The 21522-nt window shown below is 55.3% G+C and carries 22 protein-coding genes and 1 pseudogene; 17 read left to right on the top strand and 6 right to left on the bottom strand.

Annotation, left to right across the window (positions count from 1 at the left end; translation table 11 throughout):
• Positions 1–31: 31 nt before the first annotated feature.
• The 6 genes and pseudogenes from HMPREF2526_RS06095 to HMPREF2526_RS13785 all read left to right on the top strand — a co-directional run.
• A complete protein-coding gene (locus tag HMPREF2526_RS06095) occupies positions 32–226 on the top strand; it encodes a hypothetical protein (RefSeq protein WP_148139544.1) in 195 nt (64 codons plus the stop codon).
• Positions 227–235: 9 nt separating this feature from the next.
• Entirely contained in the window at positions 236–814 is a 579-nt protein-coding gene (locus tag HMPREF2526_RS06090) for a ParB N-terminal domain-containing protein (RefSeq protein WP_070546429.1), read from the top strand.
• A 193-nt stretch (positions 815–1007) separates the two neighbouring features.
• Positions 1008–1445 (top strand): sigma factor-like helix-turn-helix DNA-binding protein, encoded by a 438-nt coding sequence (locus HMPREF2526_RS06085; protein ID WP_070546427.1) that lies wholly within the window; start codon positions 1008–1010, stop codon positions 1443–1445.
• Complete coding sequence (locus HMPREF2526_RS06080; RefSeq protein WP_246819867.1) at positions 1438–2703, top strand: PBSX family phage terminase large subunit; 1266 nt, start codon at positions 1438–1440, stop codon at positions 2701–2703. Before HMPREF2526_RS06085 ends, HMPREF2526_RS06080 begins: the two co-directional genes overlap by 8 nt.
• 9 nt (positions 2704–2712) lie before the next feature.
• Positions 2713–4251, top strand: coding sequence for a phage portal protein (locus HMPREF2526_RS06075; protein ID WP_070546424.1), 1539 nt, complete (start codon positions 2713–2715; stop codon positions 4249–4251).
• Positions 4251–5063: pseudogene (locus HMPREF2526_RS13785) on the top strand (phage minor capsid protein); the annotation flags it as partial. The gene HMPREF2526_RS06075 and the pseudogene HMPREF2526_RS13785, both read left to right, overlap by 1 nt.
• 66 nt (positions 5064–5129) lie before the next feature.
• Here HMPREF2526_RS13785 and HMPREF2526_RS13780 read toward each other — a convergent pair.
• A complete protein-coding gene (locus HMPREF2526_RS13780; RefSeq protein ID WP_371326144.1) occupies positions 5130–5705 on the bottom strand; it encodes a DUF559 domain-containing protein in 576 nt (191 codons plus the stop codon).
• Positions 5706–5846: 141 nt separating this feature from the next.
• On the opposite strand from HMPREF2526_RS13780, the gene HMPREF2526_RS13775 reads away from it, so the two are divergent.
• Positions 5847–6278: a phage minor capsid protein gene (locus HMPREF2526_RS13775; protein WP_371326143.1), complete on the top strand. Its 432-nt coding sequence runs from the start codon at positions 5847–5849 to the stop codon at positions 6276–6278.
• A gap of 157 nt (positions 6279–6435) precedes the next feature.
• Here the strand turns inward: HMPREF2526_RS13775 and HMPREF2526_RS06065 are convergent, their stop codons facing one another.
• The 5 genes from HMPREF2526_RS06065 to HMPREF2526_RS06050 form a co-directional block, all read right to left on the bottom strand.
• The gene (locus HMPREF2526_RS06065; RefSeq protein ID WP_070546422.1) at positions 6436–6729 is read right to left on the bottom strand and encodes a hypothetical protein; all 294 of its coding nucleotides are present in this window, start codon (positions 6727–6729) and stop codon (positions 6436–6438) included.
• Between the two features lie 104 nt (positions 6730–6833).
• Entirely contained in the window at positions 6834–7604 is a 771-nt protein-coding gene (locus HMPREF2526_RS12890; RefSeq protein WP_210384397.1) for a phage antirepressor KilAC domain-containing protein, read from the bottom strand.
• Between the two features lie 144 nt (positions 7605–7748).
• Positions 7749–7946, bottom strand: coding sequence for a hypothetical protein (locus HMPREF2526_RS06055; protein WP_070546420.1), 198 nt, complete (start codon positions 7944–7946; stop codon positions 7749–7751).
• A gap of 54 nt (positions 7947–8000) precedes the next feature.
• Positions 8001–8384 carry a hypothetical protein gene (locus HMPREF2526_RS13200; protein ID WP_148139543.1) on the bottom strand — a complete coding sequence of 128 codons (384 nt, stop codon included), beginning with the start codon at positions 8382–8384 and terminating at the stop codon, positions 8001–8003.
• Positions 8381–8986, bottom strand: coding sequence for a hypothetical protein (locus HMPREF2526_RS06050; RefSeq protein WP_070546417.1), 606 nt, complete (start codon positions 8984–8986; stop codon positions 8381–8383). The genes HMPREF2526_RS13200 and HMPREF2526_RS06050 overlap by 4 nt, the downstream gene beginning before the upstream one ends.
• 112 nt (positions 8987–9098) lie before the next feature.
• On the opposite strand from HMPREF2526_RS06050, the gene HMPREF2526_RS06045 reads away from it, so the two are divergent.
• The 10 genes from HMPREF2526_RS06045 to HMPREF2526_RS05990 all read left to right on the top strand — a co-directional run bounded on the left by HMPREF2526_RS06045 (position 9099) and on the right by HMPREF2526_RS05990 (position 21517).
• The gene (locus HMPREF2526_RS06045) at positions 9099–9842 is read left to right on the top strand and encodes a hypothetical protein (protein WP_070546414.1); all 744 of its coding nucleotides are present in this window, start codon (positions 9099–9101) and stop codon (positions 9840–9842) included.
• 8 nt (positions 9843–9850) lie between these two features.
• On the top strand, positions 9851–10756 hold the full coding sequence (locus tag HMPREF2526_RS06040) for a phage capsid protein (RefSeq protein WP_070546412.1): 906 nt from the start codon (positions 9851–9853) through the stop codon (positions 10754–10756).
• Positions 10757–10832: 76 nt separating this feature from the next.
• The gene (locus HMPREF2526_RS06035) at positions 10833–11249 is read left to right on the top strand and encodes a head-tail connector protein (RefSeq protein WP_070546410.1); all 417 of its coding nucleotides are present in this window, start codon (positions 10833–10835) and stop codon (positions 11247–11249) included.
• 363 nt (positions 11250–11612) lie between these two features.
• Complete coding sequence (locus HMPREF2526_RS06025) at positions 11613–11945, top strand: HK97 gp10 family phage protein (protein WP_070546405.1); 333 nt, start codon at positions 11613–11615, stop codon at positions 11943–11945.
• Complete coding sequence (locus tag HMPREF2526_RS06020; protein ID WP_070546402.1) at positions 11942–12376, top strand: minor capsid protein; 435 nt, start codon at positions 11942–11944, stop codon at positions 12374–12376. The genes HMPREF2526_RS06025 and HMPREF2526_RS06020 overlap by 4 nt, the downstream gene beginning before the upstream one ends.
• Before the next feature lie 9 nt (positions 12377–12385).
• Positions 12386–12964, top strand: a complete 579-nt coding sequence (locus HMPREF2526_RS06015) for a phage tail tube protein (RefSeq protein ID WP_070546399.1) — start codon at positions 12386–12388, stop codon at positions 12962–12964.
• An 81-nt stretch (positions 12965–13045) separates the two neighbouring features.
• Positions 13046–13498: a DUF7426 family protein gene (locus tag HMPREF2526_RS06010; protein ID WP_070546397.1), complete on the top strand. Its 453-nt coding sequence runs from the start codon at positions 13046–13048 to the stop codon at positions 13496–13498.
• 353 nt (positions 13499–13851) lie between these two features.
• On the top strand, positions 13852–19110 hold the full coding sequence (locus tag HMPREF2526_RS06000) for a tape measure protein (RefSeq protein WP_070546393.1): 5259 nt from the start codon (positions 13852–13854) through the stop codon (positions 19108–19110).
• Positions 19107–20036 (top strand): hypothetical protein, encoded by a 930-nt coding sequence (locus HMPREF2526_RS05995; RefSeq protein ID WP_070546390.1) that lies wholly within the window; start codon positions 19107–19109, stop codon positions 20034–20036. The genes HMPREF2526_RS06000 and HMPREF2526_RS05995 overlap by 4 nt, the downstream gene beginning before the upstream one ends.
• Positions 20030–21517: a Gp37-like protein gene (locus tag HMPREF2526_RS05990; RefSeq protein WP_070546387.1), complete on the top strand. Its 1488-nt coding sequence runs from the start codon at positions 20030–20032 to the stop codon at positions 21515–21517. The genes HMPREF2526_RS05995 and HMPREF2526_RS05990 overlap by 7 nt, the downstream gene beginning before the upstream one ends.
• Positions 21518–21522: the final 5 nt, after the last annotated feature.

Here is a 21522-nt window from a genome sequence, read left to right as displayed (position 1 = left end):
CAACGCCACATGAGAACTAGCCTCCAACCTTATGGATGACATTGTGATGCGACTAGGACACCTCGAAGTTAACTACGGATACGACACCAACGGGGAAAGCCTAGTCAGCGTGTCATGGACAGACCCCGACACCGGCAGAGTCGCGGACAAAATAGTTCGCAACGGCATTCTTTCCTACCTGCAAGAATGCGAAGCCGCTGAAGCCTTCGACGATTGGGACGATTAGGAGATGGAAATGAAATCGGGAATCGGACAGCTCGAAACAGTTCCCACCAAAGACCTTAACGTCTACTACAAGAATGCTCGCCGTGGTGACGTTGACCTCATTATGGAATCCATGCAGCACAATGGCGTGTATAAGCCATTAGTGGTCAATCGTGGAACGAAGACCGGCAGGCCTAATGAGGTGCTTTGCGGAAACCATAGCCTCATGGCGATACGTCGCCTAGCGGATGAAAACCCGCAAGATAAGCGGTGGCAGACCGTGGACGTGTATGTCATTGATGTGGATGAAGACCAGGCCAAGCGCACGGTACTTGTCGATAACGCCTCGAATGATAAGTCCACCTACGATGTGGAAGACCTCGTTAACCTACTCACGGAGCTGCCTACTTTGGAGGCCACGGGTTTCACCCGTGATGAGGTAGACGAGCTGTTGGAGACTTTGGAGATTTCGGAGACTGAGATTCCAGAGCGCCCCGATGAACCAACCCCAGAGGGCTTTAACCTTTTGGTGGAGTGTGAGAATGCGGAACAGCAAGCCCGCATTAAGGCCCGGCTGCTTGCCGAAGGTGTGACCGTTGGTGAGGTGTAAGCTGCGGGGCTTTGGCCGTAAATCGTCCTACCAGTGCCCATGCTGTGACTGGAATAAGCAGGCTGGTAGGCGTGAGGCTGAGAAACACGAAGTGTGGTTGGATGTGCTGCGCGGGGATGGTATCGACATGAGGGACAACGCCCCACCACGGTTAGCGTAAGGGGTTGTTGATTAGACCCAGGAGGTTTAACGAATGCCCAGCCTGCATAAAGACCGCACCAAAGCAATCATTGCGGAACGACGCCGCAAAGCCTACGAAATGCGTATTCAAGGCGCGTCTTACCACCAAATCGCAGACACCCTGAAAGTATCCACGGATACGGTGCGCAACGATGTGAAAGCGCACATGGACTACATTCCACGTGAGAATGCGATTGAGCTGCGCGACATGGAATTAGACAAGCTCAACCAAATGGAGCTGGCTTTGCAGAAGAAGCTGAGGTCTGGCTCACCGCAGGCGATTAACGCGGCTGTGCGTATCATGCAGCACCGGGCGCAACTCATGGGCCTGGACTCCATCGAGAATAACGACGGCCTGGATGCGGCTAAGGAGGCTATGACCCAGATTATTAGCGCGTTGCAGAATGGGCCTACCGCCAAGCCTGTGGAGGATGACCAGCAGGGTGCTTGATACAGCGGAGGTTATGGGCTTTAGCCAGAAGCAAAAGGATGCTTTTTCTGGCTCGACGGGCCGCGTGAACATCTGGGACGGTAGCGTACGTTCGGGTAAGACGTATACGTGGACGCTGCTCATGCTGGCTTTGGTGGCTGCGTACAAGGGTACAGCGGCCATTGTTATCACAGGTAAGAACCGCGATTCGATTTATCGTAACGTGTTTGAGCCAATCGAAACCCTAGCTATTTTCGTGCCTATCAAGAAGTATGTGGTGTACCGGCAGGGTGCGGCTAAGGCCACTATCTTCGGTAGGCACGTCCACATTATCGGTGCGAACGATGCGGGCGCAGAGTCAAAGATTCGCGGTATGACCATCGGCCTAGCGTTTGCGGATGAGATTACGCTGTTGCATCCCGCGTTCTTTAAGCAGTTGTTGTCGCGCTTGTCTAAGTCCTACTCGAAACTTTTTTGCACCACTAACCCCGATTCGCAGAATCATTGGCTGCGCAAAGACTACCTAGTCCGCGTGCCTGGCTGCATGCACTATGACAAGAAAACCCAGCCGGAAGATGAATTGGCAGATTGGACTTATTGGCACTTCACCATGGATGACAACCCCTCACTAACCGAGGGATACAAATCCAATCTGCGCAAAGAATACACAGGCATGTGGTACCTCCGATTCATCCAAGGCCTGTGGGTAGCAGCAGAGGGCGCAATCTATCAGATGTGGGACGAAGCCAAGCATGTCATCGACCCGGACGATATGCCACCCATGCGGCAAACCCTAGGCCTAGGAATCGACTACGGCACCACCAACGCCACCGCAGGAATCCTGCTAGCCATAGGCGAGGATAACCGACTCTATGCGGTGGATGAATGGGCACCAGGCAGGCAAACCAACGCTGCGCTAGTGCAAGACCTCAAGGCATGGATGGAGGATAGGCCGCACCCGCAATGGATCTACTATGACCCCGCTGCTGCATCCTTCGGGCTACAACTCTATGAGGATGGGATACACAGAATTGATACCGCCAACAATGATGTGCTCGACGGTATCCGCACCGTGGCATCTCTATTAGACAACGGGAATCTACTCATATCGTCCCAGTGTAGGAACCTGATAGATGAAATCCCCGGCTACCGGTGGGACGAAAAAGCAGCAGAGCGCGGCATAGACAAACCGATTAAGGAAAATGACCACTATTCCGATGCCTTACGCTACGCAGTCTTTTCGTCTCGCTACCTGTGGTCTAGGAGCATCACCGCATAGGAGAAGCGTATGACAATGCCCGCCGCTAAGTCCCCGTGGCCACCGGAAAAGTGGGCACCCGTCACCAACCTAGTCGGTGATGCAGCCCTATGGTGGGAGGGTGATACGAAGCAGCTGGATGCTCACTACGGTGGCATGAATGTGGTGTACCGCCAATCCCAGTTTGCGGGCGGGGTAGTGGGGGCGGTGTCGCGCTTCTTCTGGGGACAGCCCACCCCGCAGGGCCAGTCGAATCGGAAGATGCATCTGCCTATCGCGGCTGACATTGCCGCTACGTCCGCATCCCTGCTGTTTGATACGCCACCTACTTTTACGGTGGAGGATGAGCAAGCCCAAGCGTATCTGGATGACATGCTCAACGATGACCGTTTCCCGGCAGACCTATTGGTCATGGCGGAATCCTGCGCCGCGTTGGGTGGTGTGTACGGCCGTATCATGTGGGACACCGACGTGTCAGATGACCCGTGGATTGATTTCGTGGACGCTGACAGCGCCTACCCCGAATTTAGCTACGGCAAGCTGACTGCAATCACATTCCATGAGGAACTACCCAAGCAAGACGAAAAGCACGTGTGGCGGCTACTATCCCGCTACACCAAGGGCCGTATTGAGTACGCCCTGTACAAGGGTAGGGAGCAGAATCTAGGTGAGCAGCACCCACTAGGTGACCATCCTTCTACCGCACCACTCGCGGACATCGTAGACGCTCAGGGCGGGGTGGACTCCCACACTACGGGCATTGCCGCGACCTACATTCCTAATGCCCGCCCGGTGGTGGGATTCCGTAATGACGGGCAACTCCGCAACATTGGTCGCCCTGACATTAGCCCTGATTTGTTCCCACTGTTCGACATGCTGGATGAAGTATGGACAGACCTCAAGCGCGAAATGCGCCTAGGTAAGCAACGCGCCGTAGTACCCGAATACTGGCTAGAACAGCAGGGCTTCGGCAAGGGGCAGATATTTGACCTTGACCGCGAATTCTACGACGCGGTGGCCTCTACCCCTACTGAGGGGCAGGGGGTTCAGTTCTACTCCCCAGAGCTTCGGTTTGAGTACTACCTGAACCTTGCAGACAAGATTGTGCTAGAGATTCTACGCCGCGCTAATTACTCCCCGTCCACGTTTGGGCTGGCAGAAACCACCTCCACCGGGCAGAAGACAGCACGCGAGATTGAATCCGAATACCAAGCCTCCATCCAAACGTGGAAGGCGAAAAGCCGCTACATGCGCGCCGGGCTGTCCGAACTCTCCAACGCACTATTGGAAGTTCATGCTTGGCTGCACAACATCACCCCACCCACAGAGCGGGTAAAGGTAGACATGACCGCACCCGTGCAAGAAACCATGCTGGATAAGGCATCCACCATCCAAGCCCTGGACGCGGCACGCGCTATCTCCACCCAGCAAAAGATTGACATGCTGCACAATGAGTGGGATGAAGAGGATAAGCAAGCAGAGGTAGACCGCATCCTTGCAGAACAGGGTGGCACATTTGACCCGCTGGGTAACATTAGGCCAGATGAAGACCCACTAAGTGAGGATTAATGGTCTTTGACCCGGCACGCACAGAGGGGCTCAACGATGATGTTGTAGCCCTGTATCGACGTGCCGAAATGTATTTGATTGAGGTAATCCGCCGCGCCTTAATCAGGACAGGGGAGTCACCTACGTGGGCTGAGTCCCAGCTGCTTGCGATTCGGCAAGAGCGCGGAAACATTGAGGGCATGGCAGACGCGCTGCACCAGCGTTTGGGCACAACGTGGCGCAGCACAATTGATGCGGCGTATCTGCGTGGGCAGATTGAGGCAGAGAAGGAACTCGCCGCACTACCAGAGCATTTACGCCCGACACCATCCATACCGGTGTTTGAGAGTAGCGCCGCTGTGTACGCGCTTGTATCTGAGGCAATTACCACGATGGAGCCGGTGCACCGTAATCTGGTGCGCCGCGTGGATGACATTTGGCGGCGTATTGAGGTGGAGGCCACCGGTTATAGCGTGACGGGGGTGATGACTACGCAGCAAGCGGCGCAGCGTGCTTTTACCCGCATGGCCCGGGAGGGATTACCGTTCTATGTGGATAAGCGGGGCCGCAAGTGGGGACTAGACACGTATGCGGAAATGGCTGTACGGACTATGACGAATAAGGCTTTGCGGGCTGGCCACACCAACACCATGATTGAGCACGGTATTGACCTAGTAGTGGTGTCTTCACATAAGAATCCGGCCCCACAGTGCGCCCCGTTCGAGCGGAAAGTACTGTCACTCACTGGGCAGTTCGCGCCGGGCACTCACCGTATTGGGGACAATATTGTGAGTGTGACGGCTACGATGCAACAAGCAGAAGAAAGTGGCCTACATCACCCGAACGCTATCCTTGGTGGCGACCAAGCGATAGACACGTTCGCTGGCGCTGTCGGCGCGTCAAAGTGCGCCTATGCTGGCCCAGCGTTCACGATTCGCACCGCGAAGGGAAACGTGGCGACCGTTTCCCCGAAACACCCTGTACTTACCAACCGTGGGTGGCGTACTGCCGAGAGCCTGCGCGCAGGAGATTATGTGTTCAACACCGGCCCTGGTCAACGGAGCAGCACCGGAGTCATTGGTCAAACGAACCTCGAAGATGTGCCAACCACTGTTGAGGATGAATTTGTTTCTCTCAAAAATCGTGGCGTGGTAACGAGAATTCCCGCCGCCGGACATAATTTCAATGACGATAGGCAATTCCTCAAGGGTGAAATCGACGTTGTAGTGACCGATGATTGTTTGCTGCCTGTACCGGACACTGAGATCGTCAAGGAAACCGGCGAAGTGCGTTTCGTTTGGCCCGATATGGGTAGGGGTAGTGAAGTTTGCGATAGCCCGCTTGCGCTTAGTGGCGGGGGTATCTTTAGTTCGGTAGGACGGGCCTTGTCGAATTTCGATACCAGCTTTAGACAATCGACGGCGAATAGTGGATTCGGACGTGTTGAATACGGGGGCGAGCTGTTGGCAGGTCATTCCGCTGGAATACATGGGGATAAGCTGTTCCATGTCGATTTGTTGGTTCCTGCGCTTGATTGGACCAATTCCACCGTCTCTAAGGCCTTTGCTAACCGAAGAGCTGGCGATTCCCAGAATCCGGCAGATGTCTGCGTAGCTGTGCCCGGCCCGGTAGAGACGGACTATATTGTCAGTGTCGATAGGATTTCTTTTTCGGGCCATGCTTATGACTTCCAAACGGCAGATGGTATATACAGCATTAATGGCATTATATCACACAATTGCCGCCATACACATTCTGCCTACATCCCCGGCTACACACGGGTAAGCGACGCGCCCTACGATGAGGACGATTCGGGCTATAAGGCCACCCAGAAGCAACGCTACCTAGAGCGACAGATCCGCGCCTCGAAGCGGATGGAAGCTGCTGCGATTGATGAAACGGATGTGAGGGCTGCACGCCAACGCAAGAACGCGTATCAGGCGAAGCTACGCGACCACGTGGCGGAGCATGATTTACCGCGCCGCCGCCACCGCGAACAACTCCGCAAACCAGCCAGCGGGGCAGTGGGCTTATCCTTTGATGATTAGGGCATGACGCAACCCACCACGGGGGGATGGGGGTTGCGGGTTGGAGCTGAGCTCAACAACCAAGGTGATAGTAACCCAACACTAGGGGGCGCGCATCTTGAAAAATGAGGAAAATCGCCCATGTAAACACATAGGCGATTAAAGTCACTGTGACCATTTAGGCGGCGTTGCTCTCAGATGAAGACTTGCTGGCCAAAAAATCAGCCCAAGTAGCATCCGCATAATCCTCACCGAGATAATCCTCCCAAGGCATACACCAAACAGCCATCATCCCATGGGCAACCTCCACAAACTCATTCTGCAAATCATCCACAAACGGAGCAATCGCAGAACCATACCGATTCACCAAATACGCTCGAAACCTTCCGGACTGCACCCGCTGAACCTGCTCCATTCCCTCATGCTCACGCACCATGTGCTGTTCTTGCAGCCCCATATCCTTAAGCTTCATTACGCAGCGCTCCATTCATGTAGGTAGATAACCTGGGCTAGTGGCGGTTGGGGAGGCTCAGGCTCAGTGAAGTAGTCAAACATGTTAATCACATCAGCCATGGCTTATGCCACCTCCGGCAGCATTGGGTCAATACTGGAAAGGCCCAGCTTGCGTTGAATGAACTGGATGCCGGACGGCTGCACGTAGGTGGTGTAGCTAACGCCCTGTTCGCCATTGGAGCGCTCAAAGGAATGAGCCTTCACCTCAAAGTGGTGCATGTACTGCTGGTACGGGGTGTTACGCATAGCGCCCTTAGAAATCAGGACACCGGCATTCCGCAGCTCGCGGAACAACCAGTTCTGACCCTTGCCGAACATCTTGGCCACCGTACCAATGTTGTACTTGCCGGTAGCATCTATGAACTCATCGTAAGCGTCTGCTTTGGGTTCGAGTTCCTTATTTTTCGCTTCGAGTTGAAGACGCTCAGTTTCCGCATTCATGGCGATTTGGATTAGTTCCATGCGGGTGAGTTCTGCGCCGTTGATTGTGGGCTGCTTTGCCCGCCGTTCGCATTCGATGAAGTACTGGCGGGCTTGCTTGCCTTTGGCATTGCCTTGAAGCATGGCTAGCTCTTTGGCCATGTCCATTGTGAGGATGTGATCCTCGGATGGTCGCCCTCCGGTACTTTCTGACATTTTTGTCATAAAGTCCTGACCTGCGACAAAGCCGTACTTTTCGACGTGGCGGGCGATCCATCGCGTGTACGCTTCCTTGGATTCTAGGAATGCGTGGAGGTCGCGGCCCATGACGGCCTGAACCCCATTGTTGTCGGTGAGTGGAATAACCACGTTGTCATTTGCGCCCGTGTTTGCGGGCATGGGAGAATCAGACATGATTCAAACCTCCGTTGTTTGAGTCCGCGCCCCGGGTGGTTGCCGCCACGCTGGGGCTTTTATGTGCCTACCGTAGAAATAGCAAGAGGGTCATTTCCTTGGTATGGAAACAACCCTATCATGCGCTGTAATAAATTACAACAGTTAGTATTTACCTGCTTTAATTTTGCTTACTAGCGATTCTGACAGTCCTGTAGCTTTGGCAATCTCGCGCCCAGTAACCGTGCCGCGAAGCGCCGCCTGAAACGCTGCTTGGCGCGCAGTGCGCGCTTTTTCAAGTACATTCTCGTAGTTCGTCTGGGCGGCAATGGCCGCTTCTAGTAATTCGTCATGCGACTCCATGCTGCCTCCTTTTATCGGGTAAACGTTATTTCATAATGTTGCGTTACACAACATTTAGTTGCTCCAGTGCCCACGCTTAATTAGTTCACCATCCAGTAAGCCTGCAAGATACTCACAATCACTAGCCCCTAACGGAGCGCGACACTGGTAAACCCAATTATCGCCAATAACCGTAGCTTCCATATCCAGATGTTCGTCGAAAGAAACCGCGCTAAACATCTCTGGGTTATCGGTTACACGAACCCAGGCTGTGCCCTGCCCATAAGGCAAACCGCACGTAGCTGCTACACCAGGTTCATATTCTTCCCAGCCGTCGCAAGCCCAATTTGTATCCGCGAGTTTATCCCTAACTCCGGAAACGGAACTAACTTCATTGGTGGTACTACAACCAGCCAGGAATAATGGCACAAGTGCGAGGGAAATTATTACCTTCTTCATTTTGAATCCTTTTCAAGCTTCTTGGTCAAGCGTTCGATTCGGTTGTCCCAGTCACCATTCCAACCATTAAGTTTCGCATCGAAACAAAGCTGTCGTGCATCTTCAAACCGTCCTTCTTTTTCAAAGATGATGCACAGTTGTCGGTACCCTGCGTGCGCGGGGAATGAAAAGGCTGGTTCTTTCTGGTGTAATCCGAACTTAGTATTGCGTTCCTTGATCGATTCAACGAGGTATCTATGGTCGCTGACCATGTGGTCACGCACCTTAGATTCAATTGAAATCATTTGAGCGCATATCTGTTTCGACACCTCGTAGTTATTCGCCTGGTCTCGATCACGGTAGTAAAGCTCTAGCAATCTACTCAAGGAGAAATGAGCATTCACCCAATCTTCATGCTCAAAGTATGCCTTGTAAATAGCTTCGTAGATGCGCCTAGCTACTTCACGTTGGTGGTAGTTCTTCGTAAGGAAGTTAGCTATTTCATAGGGGCGGCCAGAGTCGATCGCTGCAATGAGAGGTGCTCCGACTTCTTCTATTTTTGCTTCGAGTATTTTCTGTTCAGCATCAGACAGTTTTATTTTGAACGAAACTTCTTTGGACATACCTTTAGATTTTAATCTGCGCGGGCAAACAACGCCGCTGTAACTCTGGACAACGCACACTTTTTTGCACCCTACAGGGGTAACCATCCACCCAACACGTAGGAGAACAGCGGTGCCCGAAAACACCAACCCGGAAAACACCAGCCAGGCGCAGGAAAACCCGGCAGGCCAGGAGCCAAACACCCAACCAGAAACCCAACCGCAGCAGGAAACCAATCAACCCGCTGGTGGTATCGAAGACCTACCCGAATGGGCACAAAAGGAAATCCGCAGCCTCCGCGACGAATCCGCCAAGTACCGCACCCGCAGCAAGGATGCGGAAGCCGCTAAGGCAGATGAACTGAAGGCCGCACAAGAAAAGGCAGAAGCGGAGCGCAACCAACTCATCCAAGACATCGGTAAGAAACTAGGACTTGTTGAGGATGAAACTAGCGACCCGCAAAAGCTCATTGACGCAGCAGTAGAGCGTGAGCAAGCTGCCGCCAAGGAACGCGACGAAATGCGCGACACCCTCACCAAGTATCGCCGCAACGACGCAATGCGAAGTGCTGTCGAAAAGGTAGACGGCAACGTGGATACCACACTTCTGAACGCGCTGCTCAATTCGGACAACGCCTACACCCAACTAGATGTAGACGCAGATGATTTCGAATCCCAGGTGGAAACAATCGTCACCCAAAAACTTGAATCCCACCCGTCCCTAATCCAGGCGATTCACAAGGCATCCGGTGTGGATACGTCCAACACAACCCGAGGAAACCAAGCAATCACCATGGCTGACCTCCAACAGATGACCAGCAAGGAAATCTACGAGGCCCAAAAAGCCGGAAAGCTTGACCACCTCTACACCAACTAGGAGACCCTATGTCTGTCGAATCCTTTAAGCCAATCCTTTGGGCCGCAGCCCTTGACGCGCCCTTCCAGGACGCACTGGTTTACTCCCAGACTGGTGTGGCAAACGCCCGCTTCCAGCCGGTACTGCAAAACTCCGGCAAGAGTGTCAAGATTAACCGTCTTGGCGCAGTCCAGACCCGCAAGTACGTCCAGGGTGAGGCAATCACCTACGACACCCTGTCTACCGAGGCCACTGAGCTGGTCATGGATCAGCAAGAGTACTACGCATTCCTCGTTGAGGATATTGACCGTGCTCAGGCCGCTGGCGACTTCCAGAACGAGTCCACCCGCCAGCACGCCTACGCCATGGCCGCAAAGGTCGATACGCACACCGCCGGAGTGCTTAAGGACGGTGCGAAGACCAAGCTGGGCAACAAGGCCGTGTTTGACGGCGCTGACTTCTTCCGCCCCGCCGAGGGCCAGATGACCGCGTGGGATGTTCTGCGCGAGTTCTCTAAGCAGCTGAACAAGAAGTCCGCCCCGTCCCTTGACCGTTGGGTTGTTGTTGGCCCGAACATGGCGGCGGCACTGCTTGCAGACCGCCGTTTCACTGAGGCTGACAAGGCCGGTACTGACACCATTCTGCGCAATGGCCAGATTGGTGCCATCAAGACGCTTGGTTTCACCGTGTACACCTCTAACCAGGTTCCGGTAACCGCTGGCCGCGAGACGATTATCGGTGGAGCTCCGAACGCTCTGGACTTTGCGTCCCAGCTGCAAACCGCTGAGGCGTTCCGTCACCAGGATCACTTTGCGGATGCGTTCCGTGGTCTTCAGGTGTGGGGTTCTGCACTGGCTTACCCGGAGTCTGTGGTGACTCTGGAAGCCGATGTGAAGCCGGGCACGCTTGGTTCCGCACCGGCTGATGCTGCCTAGTCGGTAAAGACCGTTTAGCGGGGTGTGGGTGGTTACCCCGCCCCGCTTTTCGCATATCTAGAGGAGAAAAATCAGAATGCTTGTATTTGCCCAGCCGGATGACGTGGTTAAGTGGGCTGGCTACGAATTTGATGACGATGTGAACCTACAGCCATTGATTAGGCGTGCATCGTCTATGGTGCAGCGCGCCGTGAGGGCTGCACGGTTTGAGGTGACCCCTGCGGGGATGCCGGAAGACCCAGACGTGATGGATGCTCTACGGGGTGCGGTGTGTGAGCAGGTCACTGTGTGGGTGGAAAACGACATTAATCCTACGGTGATTGAGGCCTCTTCGGGTGGGGTGACCTCATCGTCTATCGGTGACGCATCTGTGTCTTACTCCACGGTTGAGGCGGCATCTGCGAAAGACCAAGCTGCTAACGAACTGTGTGATGCGTCGTTGGACATTCTGTTTAACACCGGGCTGATTGGGGGTTGGCCGTGGGTAAGGTAGAGAATGACATTGCGGCACAGTGGTTTAAGCATGATTGCGTGCTCCTACGTGGGGCGGGCGAATCACCTTACGGCTGGCAAGAAGGGGAGCCAGTCCCGTTTAAGGGCTTCGTGCGTCAAGCCACTCGCCGTGTCATGGGGCCACAGGGGGAGCAAACGGTCACTGACACGATGGTGTACATCCCGCTTGGGTTAGTCGTGGAGCGCGGCGACCATGTGGAACTTCCAGACCCGTTTGAGACCGGCCCGTGGGAGGTCACCGAGCGTGCCGCGTTCGACGGGGCAGGGAACCAAACACCAGACCACCAGAAACTAACCCTGACGATACCCAGCGAGTCCACGGGTGGAGGGGTGGTGAATCCATATGGCTGAGTTGGATTGGCGCGGCCAAGAGGTAGCCCGCGACATTAAACATGCCGCTACGAATGCTTTGCGCGCCGGGGCGCACCTACTACATGACGAAGCTGTACAGCGCACTCCGATAGAGACCGGCACGCTGCGCAACAGTGCCCGCGCCAGCGTGGAGGGCAACGAAGCCATGGTGTCCTACAACACCCCGTACGCGGCCCGCCAGCACGAAGAGGTTGGCTGGCAGCACAAGGAAGGACAAGCCAAATACCTAGAGTCCGCGCTTTTGGATAATCAGACACGAATCTCTGAGCTGATAGCCAAAGAGATTGGGAAGGCGATGCGATGACCCCAACCTATGGAACTCTGCGTGAGGATTTAGCCCGGCATCTTTCTAGCAATGGGCTAGCCCAGTGGGCACCAAACGGAATCTATAAAAAATTCACCCCACCCGCCGTGTATCTAGGTGTGCTACCGGATGAAGCAGGCCCAAGCATTGGGCTAGCCGTGTACCACTTCGGCACAGATGACACCGTACAGCAGGACACCGGCACGCCCCGTATCCGTGTGCAGCTACGTATCAAGGGCACCCGTGATCCGCGCTACGCATCCCGCATCGCAGACGACGTGTACCAATTGCTCCATGAGCAAACTGACTACCAGCTGGACAACGGGGTTTCAGTCTTACGCTCTGCGCGAGTCCTCACATACGAGGAACGGGACGAAGCCAATGTCTATCACAGGGTGGAGTCCTACGAATTCGTAGTCAACCCCAACTAGGAGAGCATAATGGCTGTTGCTAAGGCACCATCTTCCTACGACCTTAATTCCACTCTCGCCCGCGACTGGGCACTACAGGTAAACACCGGCACCCAAGAGGCACCGAACTGGGTTTACGTCCGTGGCCTGTCCCAGTTCGCCCCGCAATCCTCCCCAACCATGCAGGACGATTCCGATATTGACTCTGAGGGCTACAAGTCCCAGATTGCCACCGCCCTAGAGATGATCTTCAAGGGTGAGGGCAAGCGCAAGGGCAAGAAGGATGAGGGTAAGTTTAAGCAAGACCCCGGCCAGGCCGCTCTGCGTGAGAAGGGCCGCAAGATGGGCCTTGACAACGTGATTCAGGCCCGCTGCTGGCGCACCGACGGTGTGGAAGAGGGATATGATTCCTACTTCTCTGTGAAGTGGGAAGACCAGGCTGGCGGTAATGAAGACCTGGATTCTTTCAGCTTTGAGATGATGTCTCGCGGTAAGCCGGTGGCGATTAAGCCGGTCACCGACGATAAGGGTAAGTCCGTCCCAGTTGAGGGCGAGGGTGACGGCCCGGTTATGGCTGGTGGTACCGCAAGCGATACAACCGACCAGTAATAGACGGGTTGGACAACTCTAGGCCAGGTGCACCCTAAGTGGTGTTCCTGGTCTTTTGTCTATCTATAGGAGATACCCGCCGTGCGCGACCTGCGTGAATTCCACGACCCGAACCTACATCTTCCCATCGACGGCAAGGTGTACACCGTGAAGTCCCCGAACGCTGAACTGGGCTTGGAGATTAAGCGTTTCACTGCTGACCCTGAGGCTGACCCGGCTGAGGAAATCTACTTCGTGGCCAAGCTGCTAGGCGCGGAGTACGACAAGGACACCGACAGTATGAGCGGTGGCCTGTGGGATGAAATGGTAGCCAACGGCGTGCCCTACGAAGAGTGTATGCACGTTGGTAACACCGCCATGGCTCACTACGGTGTTTCTCCCGAGTTTGGCGAGATGTGGTGGGAGACCCGCCTGGGAAAAGAGCGACCGATCCAGCCGGAGGACATCGTGGCGTGGGCAACGGCCCGGGAGAAACCAGCGGAGAAGAAACCGGCGAAGAAGACCACCCGCAGCCGCAAGAAGACTACCTCCTAGACGGCCCCTACGGCCCCTACGACCCTAGGCCCAGAGCCTATGGGGATGATGACCCCGGTGGTGGGCCGTATGACCCGGAAACCGGTTTGCGTGACTGGTACGCCCCTGAACCACATGAAGCGCAGAAACCGGTAGGGCAGCAAAAACTTCAGTGGGTAGACGTGCTCAATCAATGGTCTGCGATTGAGTGTGACCTCCACGAAAAATACGGGGTCGATGTGGAATCCGGCGTACTCACACAACGCACGTGGCGGTGGCTGGAAACCAGAATCCTTGACCTGATTAACCAACCTAGCCGTCTAAGGACAGCCCTCAACCTCACATCTGAAACCACCTCACACTAGGAGAACGCTATGGCGCTCGAAGTCGGTACCCTCAACGCCCGAATCCAGATTGATACCGATGGGGTATCCTCCACTCTCAGCAATGTCAAGCGTGACCTAGCAGATGTGAAAAAGTCCGCTGACAAGGTTGAAAACCTTGACATTAAGACCAAGGCGGACACCTCAGGGGCGACGAAAGCCAAGCGTGCCACAGACAATCTGGCGAGTGCTGCTGATAAGGCCGCATCTGCCAGCTCTAAGATTAAGTTCCCTAAGGACTTCACCCCGGATGCGGAGCGGGCTAAAAAGTCTGTTGACCGTGTAGGCGATGGTCTTGCGGGCGCTGCTGCGAAGTTTACGAAGTTTACCGCCGCGACCGCTGGCACCGCCGTGGTGGGTGGTGTTGCCGCCAGCCTACATAAGGGCTTCCAGCGCCTGGACTCCATCGACCAGGCCACCGCCAAGCTCGAAGCCCTGGGCAATAGTGGAAATGATGTGCAAAACATCATGGATAACGCGCTGGCCAGTGTGAAGGGAACCAGTTTTGGCTTGGGTGAAGCCGCTACTGTCTCCGCCAACATGGTTGCCTCTGGTATTGCACCTGGTAAAGAGCTGGAAACCGTGCTGGGTACCGTGGCGGATACGGCTGCTATTGCTGGCACCTCTATGGAGGATATGGGCCTAATCTTCGGCTCCGTTGCGGCCCGTGGCAAGCTCCAGGGTGATGACATGATGCAGATGCTGGGGCGTGGTATCCCAGTGCTGCAAATCGTGGGTGAGCATCTTGGCAAGACTTCTGCTGAGGTGTCTGCGATGGCATCCGATGGTGAGATTGATTTCCAAACCTTTGCGGATGCGATGGAGTCCTACGTGGGCGGCGGCGCGAAACGTATGGGCGATACTGTTTCGGGTGCGTTGAAGAATCTGGGTGCTGCGTTTGGTCGTGTGGGTGCTGAGGCCGCGAAGGGTGCTTTCTCCGAAGCTCCGGGGGTTATTAAAGAACTGACAGACCAGGTGGATGGTTTGGGGGCTGTGGTTGGCCCTATGGCTGCTGAGTGGTCTGCCCGTCTTACGCCTGCGATTAGTGAGGCGGCGACGGCTATCATTCCTCAGGCGACGGCGGCTTTGGGTGTGCTGTCCGACGGTGTTGAGGTGTCTTTGCCGCTTTTGCAGGGGTTGGCTTCTGCTATTACGTCTATCCCTACCCCTGTGCTGGCTGCTGGTCTGCTGACGCTGACGGCCCGTAATAAGGGGTGGACTTCTGCGCTGGATAATTCCACTAGTGCGCTGAAGAACTGGGTGGGGCACGCCCGCTCTGCTGAGGGCTTCGGCGGCAAGATGGCTACTGCTTTCCGTAACGCTTCCGGCCCAATGATGGTACTGGGCCGTGAGACTCGCGTGTCTGCCCGTGAGCTGTCTGGTATGTCTCGTGTGGCTGGTACCGCGATGGGTGGCATGCAGTCTTTCGGCGGAGCGGTTAAGGGTGTGGCTAGTGGTGCCATGTCGGGCTTCAAGTCTGGTGTGAATGGCATCATTGGAATGCTTGGCGGGCCATGGGGACTGGCAATCATGGGTGCCACTACGGTGCTGGGCATCCTTATTGATAAGCACATGGAGGCTAAGCAGGCTGAGCAAGAGCATGAGCAAGCCCAAAGGGATTTGCGCGCCAGCCTAGACGAAACCACCGGCGCTATCACAGACCAAACCCAAGAGCTGATTAACAAACGCCTGGAGGAATCCGGCGCTACGGACGCTGCCCGCGAACTAGGCATGGCGCAAGACACTGTGCGTGACGCGGTAAACGGAAACGTTGATGCGATGCGTGAGGTGAAGGTAGCCACCGAAGGCGCTGTAGATTCTGCACTTACTGGATCTAAGCAATGGGAAGCCCTTAGTAGCACATTTGAGGATTCAGGCCTCACCATTGATGATGTCACCCAAGCCCTAGTGGGCAATAAAGACGCAATGGACAAGATTAATAGTTCCGATGCAATGCTCCAGCCAGGTGTGGCCCAAGCATGGGAGGCGCTCAAAAATGAGATGGAGGATACCACCGGTGCCGCCATGACCTTGGGTAAAGAAGTTGGCACCCTAAATAGCGACTTAGAGTCAGCGAAGGCTAAAGAACTTCAGAACAAGCTGAACGGTTTGGAAACTCAGTCTGAGAAGACTAGCAAGGTTCTTTCCGCTGTGGGGGATTCCATTACAGCTATCCCTGACGAAAAAACCATTCATGTGGAATCCATGGCCCCCGAAGTGCGTAAGGAAATGGATAAACTCCGCATTGAGATTAACGATCTTCCTAACGGCCAGGTTGAGGTGAAGTTCCCAGAGGGGCACAACATCACCCAAATAATCACGGATCTGGGTGCTCAAATTAAGGCGCTTCCAGACGGGCGATTTAGCGTTGACGATAATACACCCGAGGTGCAGCAACGCCTTATTGATTTGGGTGTAGCTGCGAAAGACCCGGTGACTGGCGAAGTCAGGATTAAGGACAACATTTCTGAGGTTATTGGCAAGCAGATTGAGCTAGGTGGTGCTGTCAAGACCGAAGAAGGATACGTCTATATGAAAGACAATACGGGCGAGGTGCTGGCTTCGCTCAACGGTCTTGGTATCGCGGCTAACAGCTTGCCCCCGGGCGAGGTTCGCATTTTGGATAACACTCCAGAAGTTCGCGACGCCTTGGCTGCTGTTGGTATTGAGGCGACTGAGTTGCCGGATGGGCACCTTGCTATTTCTGATAACTCCCCGGAGAAGCTAGCTAACCTGCAAGCTTTAGGTATCCAAACTGAGTCCTTGCCGCCTGGAACTATTGAGATTACGGACACCAGCCAGGAGAATATGGAACGGCTGGACAAACTAAGAATTAGAACTACTACTTTGCCAGATGGTCGCGTAATCGTCACGGATAATGCGGAAGAAACACGCCGCCACATCCAGACCACTCTGTCTAAGGAAAACACTAATACGTTCTCCAACCATGAGATTAGTATTGTCCGCTATATCAAAGATATTTTTGAGCGGGCCAACGGCGGTATCGACAAGCCGGTGGAAACCTACGCTTCCGGTGGTCATCGTGATAAGAACGTTGACCGTGCAGTGGCCCGCCGCGCCAACTCTAACCATGAGCCATCCCACCAAGCACAGATTGCCCCCGCTGGTGCGTACCGCGTGTGGGCTGAGGCTGAAACCGGCGGCGAGGCCTACATCCCCATGGCCCCGTCTAAGCGTGGACGCTCTGAGCGCATCCTCAATGAGGTTGCAAGGCAATTCGGCTACAACCTAGTCGATGGGGAAACCGGGATGGTGCAAACCTTCGCGGATGGTGCAGTTCTTCCTGCTGCTGCGATTAAGGCGCGGCTTGCCTACATGAACGGCACACCATACATCTTCGGCGGCTGGTCACGTGCCGGTGTGGACTGCTCCGGCGCGGTCTCACTAGTAGTCAACGCGGCAGAAGGCCTAGACGAATGGGTAGAGCGCACCGCAACCGCAGGACAAGACGGGTTCATGCGCAAACGCGGCTACAAGCAAGGCCGAGGCAGAAGCGGTGACATTCGTGTAGGCGTGGTCAATGGTGGGCCTGGTGGTGGCCACACCGCGCTACAGCTCGATGACGGCACCTACATTGAATCCGGTGGTAACACCGGTGGTGGATTCACCATTGGTGGCAAGGCAGGCCCGCTAGAGGGCCGGGGCTTCACAGACTGGTACTACAAGCGCGGAGGCATGGGCCTCACCACTGAGGGGTTGGACTCCCTAGATTCCCTCAATGGTGTTGTCGGCATGCCCGGCTACAGTACCGTCACGGACGCTATGCGCGGCATGGTCACCTCCACCTACAGTCCCGATGGTGGGGAGAGTGAATCCCGCGAGCTGAACGGTGGGGCTGGCACCCTCATCGAGGATGGCTCATTCCTAGAGCTTATGGCCGCGCTCTACTCGAAGAAGACCGGAACCCCCATGGCCGACGATGTTGTCTCTTGGGGCACCGTGGTTGGCCTGTACTCGAAGGAATCCGAAAAGTCCCAAAAGAAGAATGCCAAGGATGCGGAAAAGACCGCCGCGAAGCTAGAGAAGATTCAAGACCAGCTGGACAAGGCCAATGAGGATTTGCCGCTGGCTGAAGAAGACCTCCGCATCAAGAAGATGAAGCGCGATGAGGTCTACGGCAAGACCAACAAGAAGGGCGAGAAGACCGCCACCGATTCGCAAAAGGCGGCTGCTGACCAGTCCGTAGCTAAGGCTGAGAAGAAGGTGGCGGACACTAAGGCGAAGATTGCCAAGCTCGAACAAGAGCAAAAAGAACTCGAAGCTGAAATGCAACGCCTGCAATCCGGTGCCGATGGCCTGGACGTGTACGGTGACCTACTCACCACCACGAAGGGCGTGGGCGGCACGTCTGGTAATAAGTACGCGGATGCCATCATCAAGGAAGGCAGGCGCAGGGGCATTACGGACACGGGTATCAAGATTGCTCTGGCGACCGCGCTGGTGGAATCCGGTATGAAGATGTACGCCAACCCTGCTGACCCGGCTTCTATGCAGATGCCGCATGACGCGGTGGGCTACGACCACGATTCTGTGGGTCTTTTCCAGCAGCGTAATAACGGCGCGTGGGGAACGACGGCTGACCGGATGGATCCCGCGAAGAGCGCTGGCATGTTCTATGACCAGTTGGTTAAGGCTGACTACAACACCGGTGACCCTGGTGCCCACGCCCAGCGCGTACAAGTATCCGCGTTCCCTGGTCGTTATGCGCAGCGTATGGATGAAGCGCAGGGATTCCTGGATAAGTACAATTCCACTAAGAATGCCAAGATTACGGCTATGGCGGATGGTGGCATTCTAGGCGGTTTGCGCCAGGCGCAGATTAATGAGGGTGATTCTGCTGTGTTGTGGGCTGAGGCAGGCCCAGAAGCCTACATTCCACTGTCTAGTGATAAGCGTGCTCAGTCGCTAGATATTTGGGCTGAGACCGGCAAACGCCTGGGTGTGGACGTGATGAGCATGGTCAACTTCATTGCCTCCGGCCTCCCTGGGCTGGTGGAGGGCCGTCTCGATTTCTCCACCGGTGGGTCTTTGAGCGCTGCTGAGCTTGGCCTGAATACTGAGGCGGCACAGTACCGTACGCGCCGTCATGCGCAGGCTACTGCCCAGAACGCTGTGGGTGCGGTGTTCAATGGGCCGGTGCAGATTAATGACCCGAAGAAGTATCTACAGGGGCAGGTGGATAACGCGCAGAAGCAGCTAGGAATGGCTATGAGGAGTGTGCTGCTATGAGCCTGATACTGACTGACACAAGTTGGCAGAGTCGTGACGAATACCAATCGAGCGACCTGTTGCGTTTCTACCTTGTGGGTGCTGACCATAAGACCCGCTGGTGGTTTGGTGGGCCGGGGTCGCCGGTGCGGTTGAATAAGCCGCCGTCTGGGTTGCAGGGTGCCCCGGTGACGCACGATTACCAGACTGTGACGGGTATGGATGGCGCGATTTACAAGGGCACTATTGATGAGCAGGCCACGATTACGCTTCAGGTGTGGGTGAGTGACCCGCGTTCTTCGGCGTGGGCTAGGCGGCAGCATTCCCTATGGCGTGAGTCTTTAGGACGGGGTAAGGACACTGTGAGACTGTTTGCCGTGTCTAAGGAATCCGGCTACTGGTGGATTGATGCCCGTGTCGAATCCATTAGCGACGTGAACTATTTTGACCAACGGCCCGGCCTAGTAGGTGAGATGGGTGAGCTAGTCACGTTGAAGACTGATAGGTCATTCTGGCAGCGGTTTGAGGAACGCAAACGCTTCGACCGCTACACATGCCGCAACGCGCACATGCTCAACCTTGGCGACCAGCCCGCATGGCTACGCTGGACTGTCACCGGCGACCACAACGGCTGCTTTATTGGAGTGGATAAAGAAGAGGTCTTCCTCCCTGACCCGCGTACTCTGCGCACCGAAGAAGAACTCTTAGCAGGCATGAACCCTGTACACGGCTATTGGATTGACACCAATGAACTCTGGCCGTCCTTCCTCACCTCATCGGGTGATGATTTGCAGCCTGATTTCCCTAACATCTATTGGACTAAGCCGCTGCCGCCGCGTGGCGTGCACAGGGGTAATACGGTGCCTTTGAACATCACACCTATTAACCCCGGCGAGAATTTCCGAGTTGAGGTGTCCTATACGCCTAGGGCGGAGCAAGCATGGTAGCTGACATTAACGAATCCTATAGCGCTAACCCGCTGAACCTCATGGTGCACAATAATGAGTACACGCAGCGGTACCGTATGCCCGGATACATTGACGTGGAACTCAACGCGGAGTTTGGGCTGAACGCTGGTACAGGCACTGTCACTATTCCAGCTGACCATAAGCTCGCGGCGCGTATCATGCAGTGCGACCACGATGTAGTCCCCATCACGGCAGAATTCAACGGCTGGTCGTGGACAGGCCGTGTGGAATCATTCGAGGCCGCTGGCAAACCAGGCCGCGAAACAGTCACCGCCACACTGATTGATGACAAGGTGCAGCTGGGCAGCATCTTAGCTTTTGCGAATACTCGCACGGGGCTTGCATTGCAGGGCAAGCGTGACCACCAGGCAGGCCCGCTAGAGTCCGTGGTGTACCACTACCTGAGTGAGAATATCGCCCGCTCTGGCCTGCCCGCCTATATCGTCATGCCACCCAAGCGGGTCGAAGACAAATCACCACGTATCGACCTATCGGCACGCATGACCAATTTGGATAGCCTATTGCGCGACATTCTTAATCAGTATGACTATGACGTAGAGTGCCGCATGTGGTGGCCTGGCCAACCCTTCCCAGAGGGCAAGGTGGTTCCGCTGGTTGAGGGTGATGGGCGTGAGCGTCTACGCCGCCTTACTCATGCCAACATTGACCAAGTATTCTCCCCGAATGATGACCCGATTCAACCTCCCAGCAAGCCGGGGCTTATTGTGGCAGTCCGCAAGGTGCGTGACCGGCCTCATGTGCGGTTTAGCACCCGCAGTGGTGAGGTGGATTCGTTCACTCTGTCTGGTAAAGCGCCGGGTGCTGCCCGCCAAGTGGTGGGTGGTAAGTCGGATGATTGGGTCAATGAGGCTATCAACTTTGGTATTGACTGGGCTGTGCAGGGCATTCTGACCGCGATTGGTGGTGTGGCTCTTGGCCCGTTGGGTGCGCTTGCTGGCGGTTTGGTGGGTGGCGTTATTAAAGACCAGGTGGAGGATACAGTGTTGTCTTTCACTGATAGGACGGATGTTGAGCGTGCGGCACAGATGGGGCCGTTCCATCTGCGTGAGGGTTTCACTCAATCGTCTGCTGGCGCGTTCACGTTTGATACATCTACCTTGGCTGAGCGTGCGTTATTGGATTCTAAGGGCGGTAAGTCCGTGACTATGACGATGGGGCACACTATCTCGAAGGTGCTGGGTGATGACCAGCGGCACAGTACCGGAAAGATTCGCTACGGATACCGCATTGGCGACCGCGTGACCTTTGAAGAGCACCTATCCGGCGTGGTGGTGTCTGACATTATTACTGGCGTGACCGTGAAGGACAATCACGATGAGCGTATGCGCATCTCACCCCGCATCGGCAAGCGTAAGAACACCAGCAACCCGTTTATTGATTTCACGGACAAAATGAACAAGGTGACAGAGACCGTGCGCGACTTCGGCCTAGCAACCTAGACAAC

The sequence above is a fragment of the Corynebacterium sp. HMSC070E08 genome, from assembly GCF_001808895.1.
GTDB lineage: Bacteria > Actinomycetota > Actinomycetes > Mycobacteriales > Mycobacteriaceae > Corynebacterium > Corynebacterium hiratae.
This window is presented reverse-complemented; position numbering and strand designations above follow the sequence as displayed.

What these genes read in the sequence shown, in the direction of transcription:
- HMPREF2526_RS05990 (WP_070546387.1), top strand. Translation starts at nt 20,030, where the DNA reads ATGGTAGCTGACATTAACGAATCCTATAGCGCTAACCCGCTGAACCTC.
- HMPREF2526_RS05995 (WP_070546390.1), top strand. Translation starts at nt 19,107, where the DNA reads ATGAGCCTGATACTGACTGACACAAGTTGGCAGAGTCGTGACGAATAC.
- HMPREF2526_RS06000 (WP_070546393.1), top strand. Translation starts at nt 13,852, where the DNA reads ATGGCGCTCGAAGTCGGTACCCTCAACGCCCGAATCCAGATTGATACC.
- HMPREF2526_RS06035 (WP_070546410.1), top strand. Translation starts at nt 10,833, where the DNA reads ATGCTTGTATTTGCCCAGCCGGATGACGTGGTTAAGTGGGCTGGCTAC.
- HMPREF2526_RS06055 (WP_070546420.1), bottom strand. Translation starts at nt 7,946, where the DNA reads ATGGAGTCGCATGACGAATTACTAGAAGCGGCCATTGCCGCCCAGACG.
- HMPREF2526_RS06025 (WP_070546405.1), top strand. Translation starts at nt 11,613, where the DNA reads ATGGCTGAGTTGGATTGGCGCGGCCAAGAGGTAGCCCGCGACATTAAA.
- HMPREF2526_RS06020 (WP_070546402.1), top strand. Translation starts at nt 11,942, where the DNA reads ATGACCCCAACCTATGGAACTCTGCGTGAGGATTTAGCCCGGCATCTT.
- HMPREF2526_RS13780 (WP_371326144.1), bottom strand. Translation starts at nt 5,705, where the DNA reads ATGACCTGCCAACAGCTCGCCCCCGTATTCAACACGTCCGAATCCACT.
- HMPREF2526_RS06075 (WP_070546424.1), top strand. Translation starts at nt 2,713, where the DNA reads ATGACAATGCCCGCCGCTAAGTCCCCGTGGCCACCGGAAAAGTGGGCA.
- HMPREF2526_RS13200 (WP_148139543.1), bottom strand. Translation starts at nt 8,384, where the DNA reads ATGAAGAAGGTAATAATTTCCCTCGCACTTGTGCCATTATTCCTGGCT.
- HMPREF2526_RS12890 (WP_210384397.1), bottom strand. Translation starts at nt 7,604, where the DNA reads ATGTCTGATTCTCCCATGCCCGCAAACACGGGCGCAAATGACAACGTG.
- HMPREF2526_RS06015 (WP_070546399.1), top strand. Translation starts at nt 12,386, where the DNA reads ATGGCTGTTGCTAAGGCACCATCTTCCTACGACCTTAATTCCACTCTC.
- HMPREF2526_RS06085 (WP_070546427.1), top strand. Translation starts at nt 1,008, where the DNA reads ATGCCCAGCCTGCATAAAGACCGCACCAAAGCAATCATTGCGGAACGA.
- HMPREF2526_RS06040 (WP_070546412.1), top strand. Translation starts at nt 9,851, where the DNA reads ATGTCTGTCGAATCCTTTAAGCCAATCCTTTGGGCCGCAGCCCTTGAC.
- HMPREF2526_RS06065 (WP_070546422.1), bottom strand. Translation starts at nt 6,729, where the DNA reads ATGAAGCTTAAGGATATGGGGCTGCAAGAACAGCACATGGTGCGTGAG.
- HMPREF2526_RS06095 (WP_148139544.1), top strand. Translation starts at nt 32, where the DNA reads ATGGATGACATTGTGATGCGACTAGGACACCTCGAAGTTAACTACGGA.
- HMPREF2526_RS06090 (WP_070546429.1), top strand. Translation starts at nt 236, where the DNA reads ATGAAATCGGGAATCGGACAGCTCGAAACAGTTCCCACCAAAGACCTT.
- HMPREF2526_RS06050 (WP_070546417.1), bottom strand. Translation starts at nt 8,986, where the DNA reads ATGTCCAAAGAAGTTTCGTTCAAAATAAAACTGTCTGATGCTGAACAG.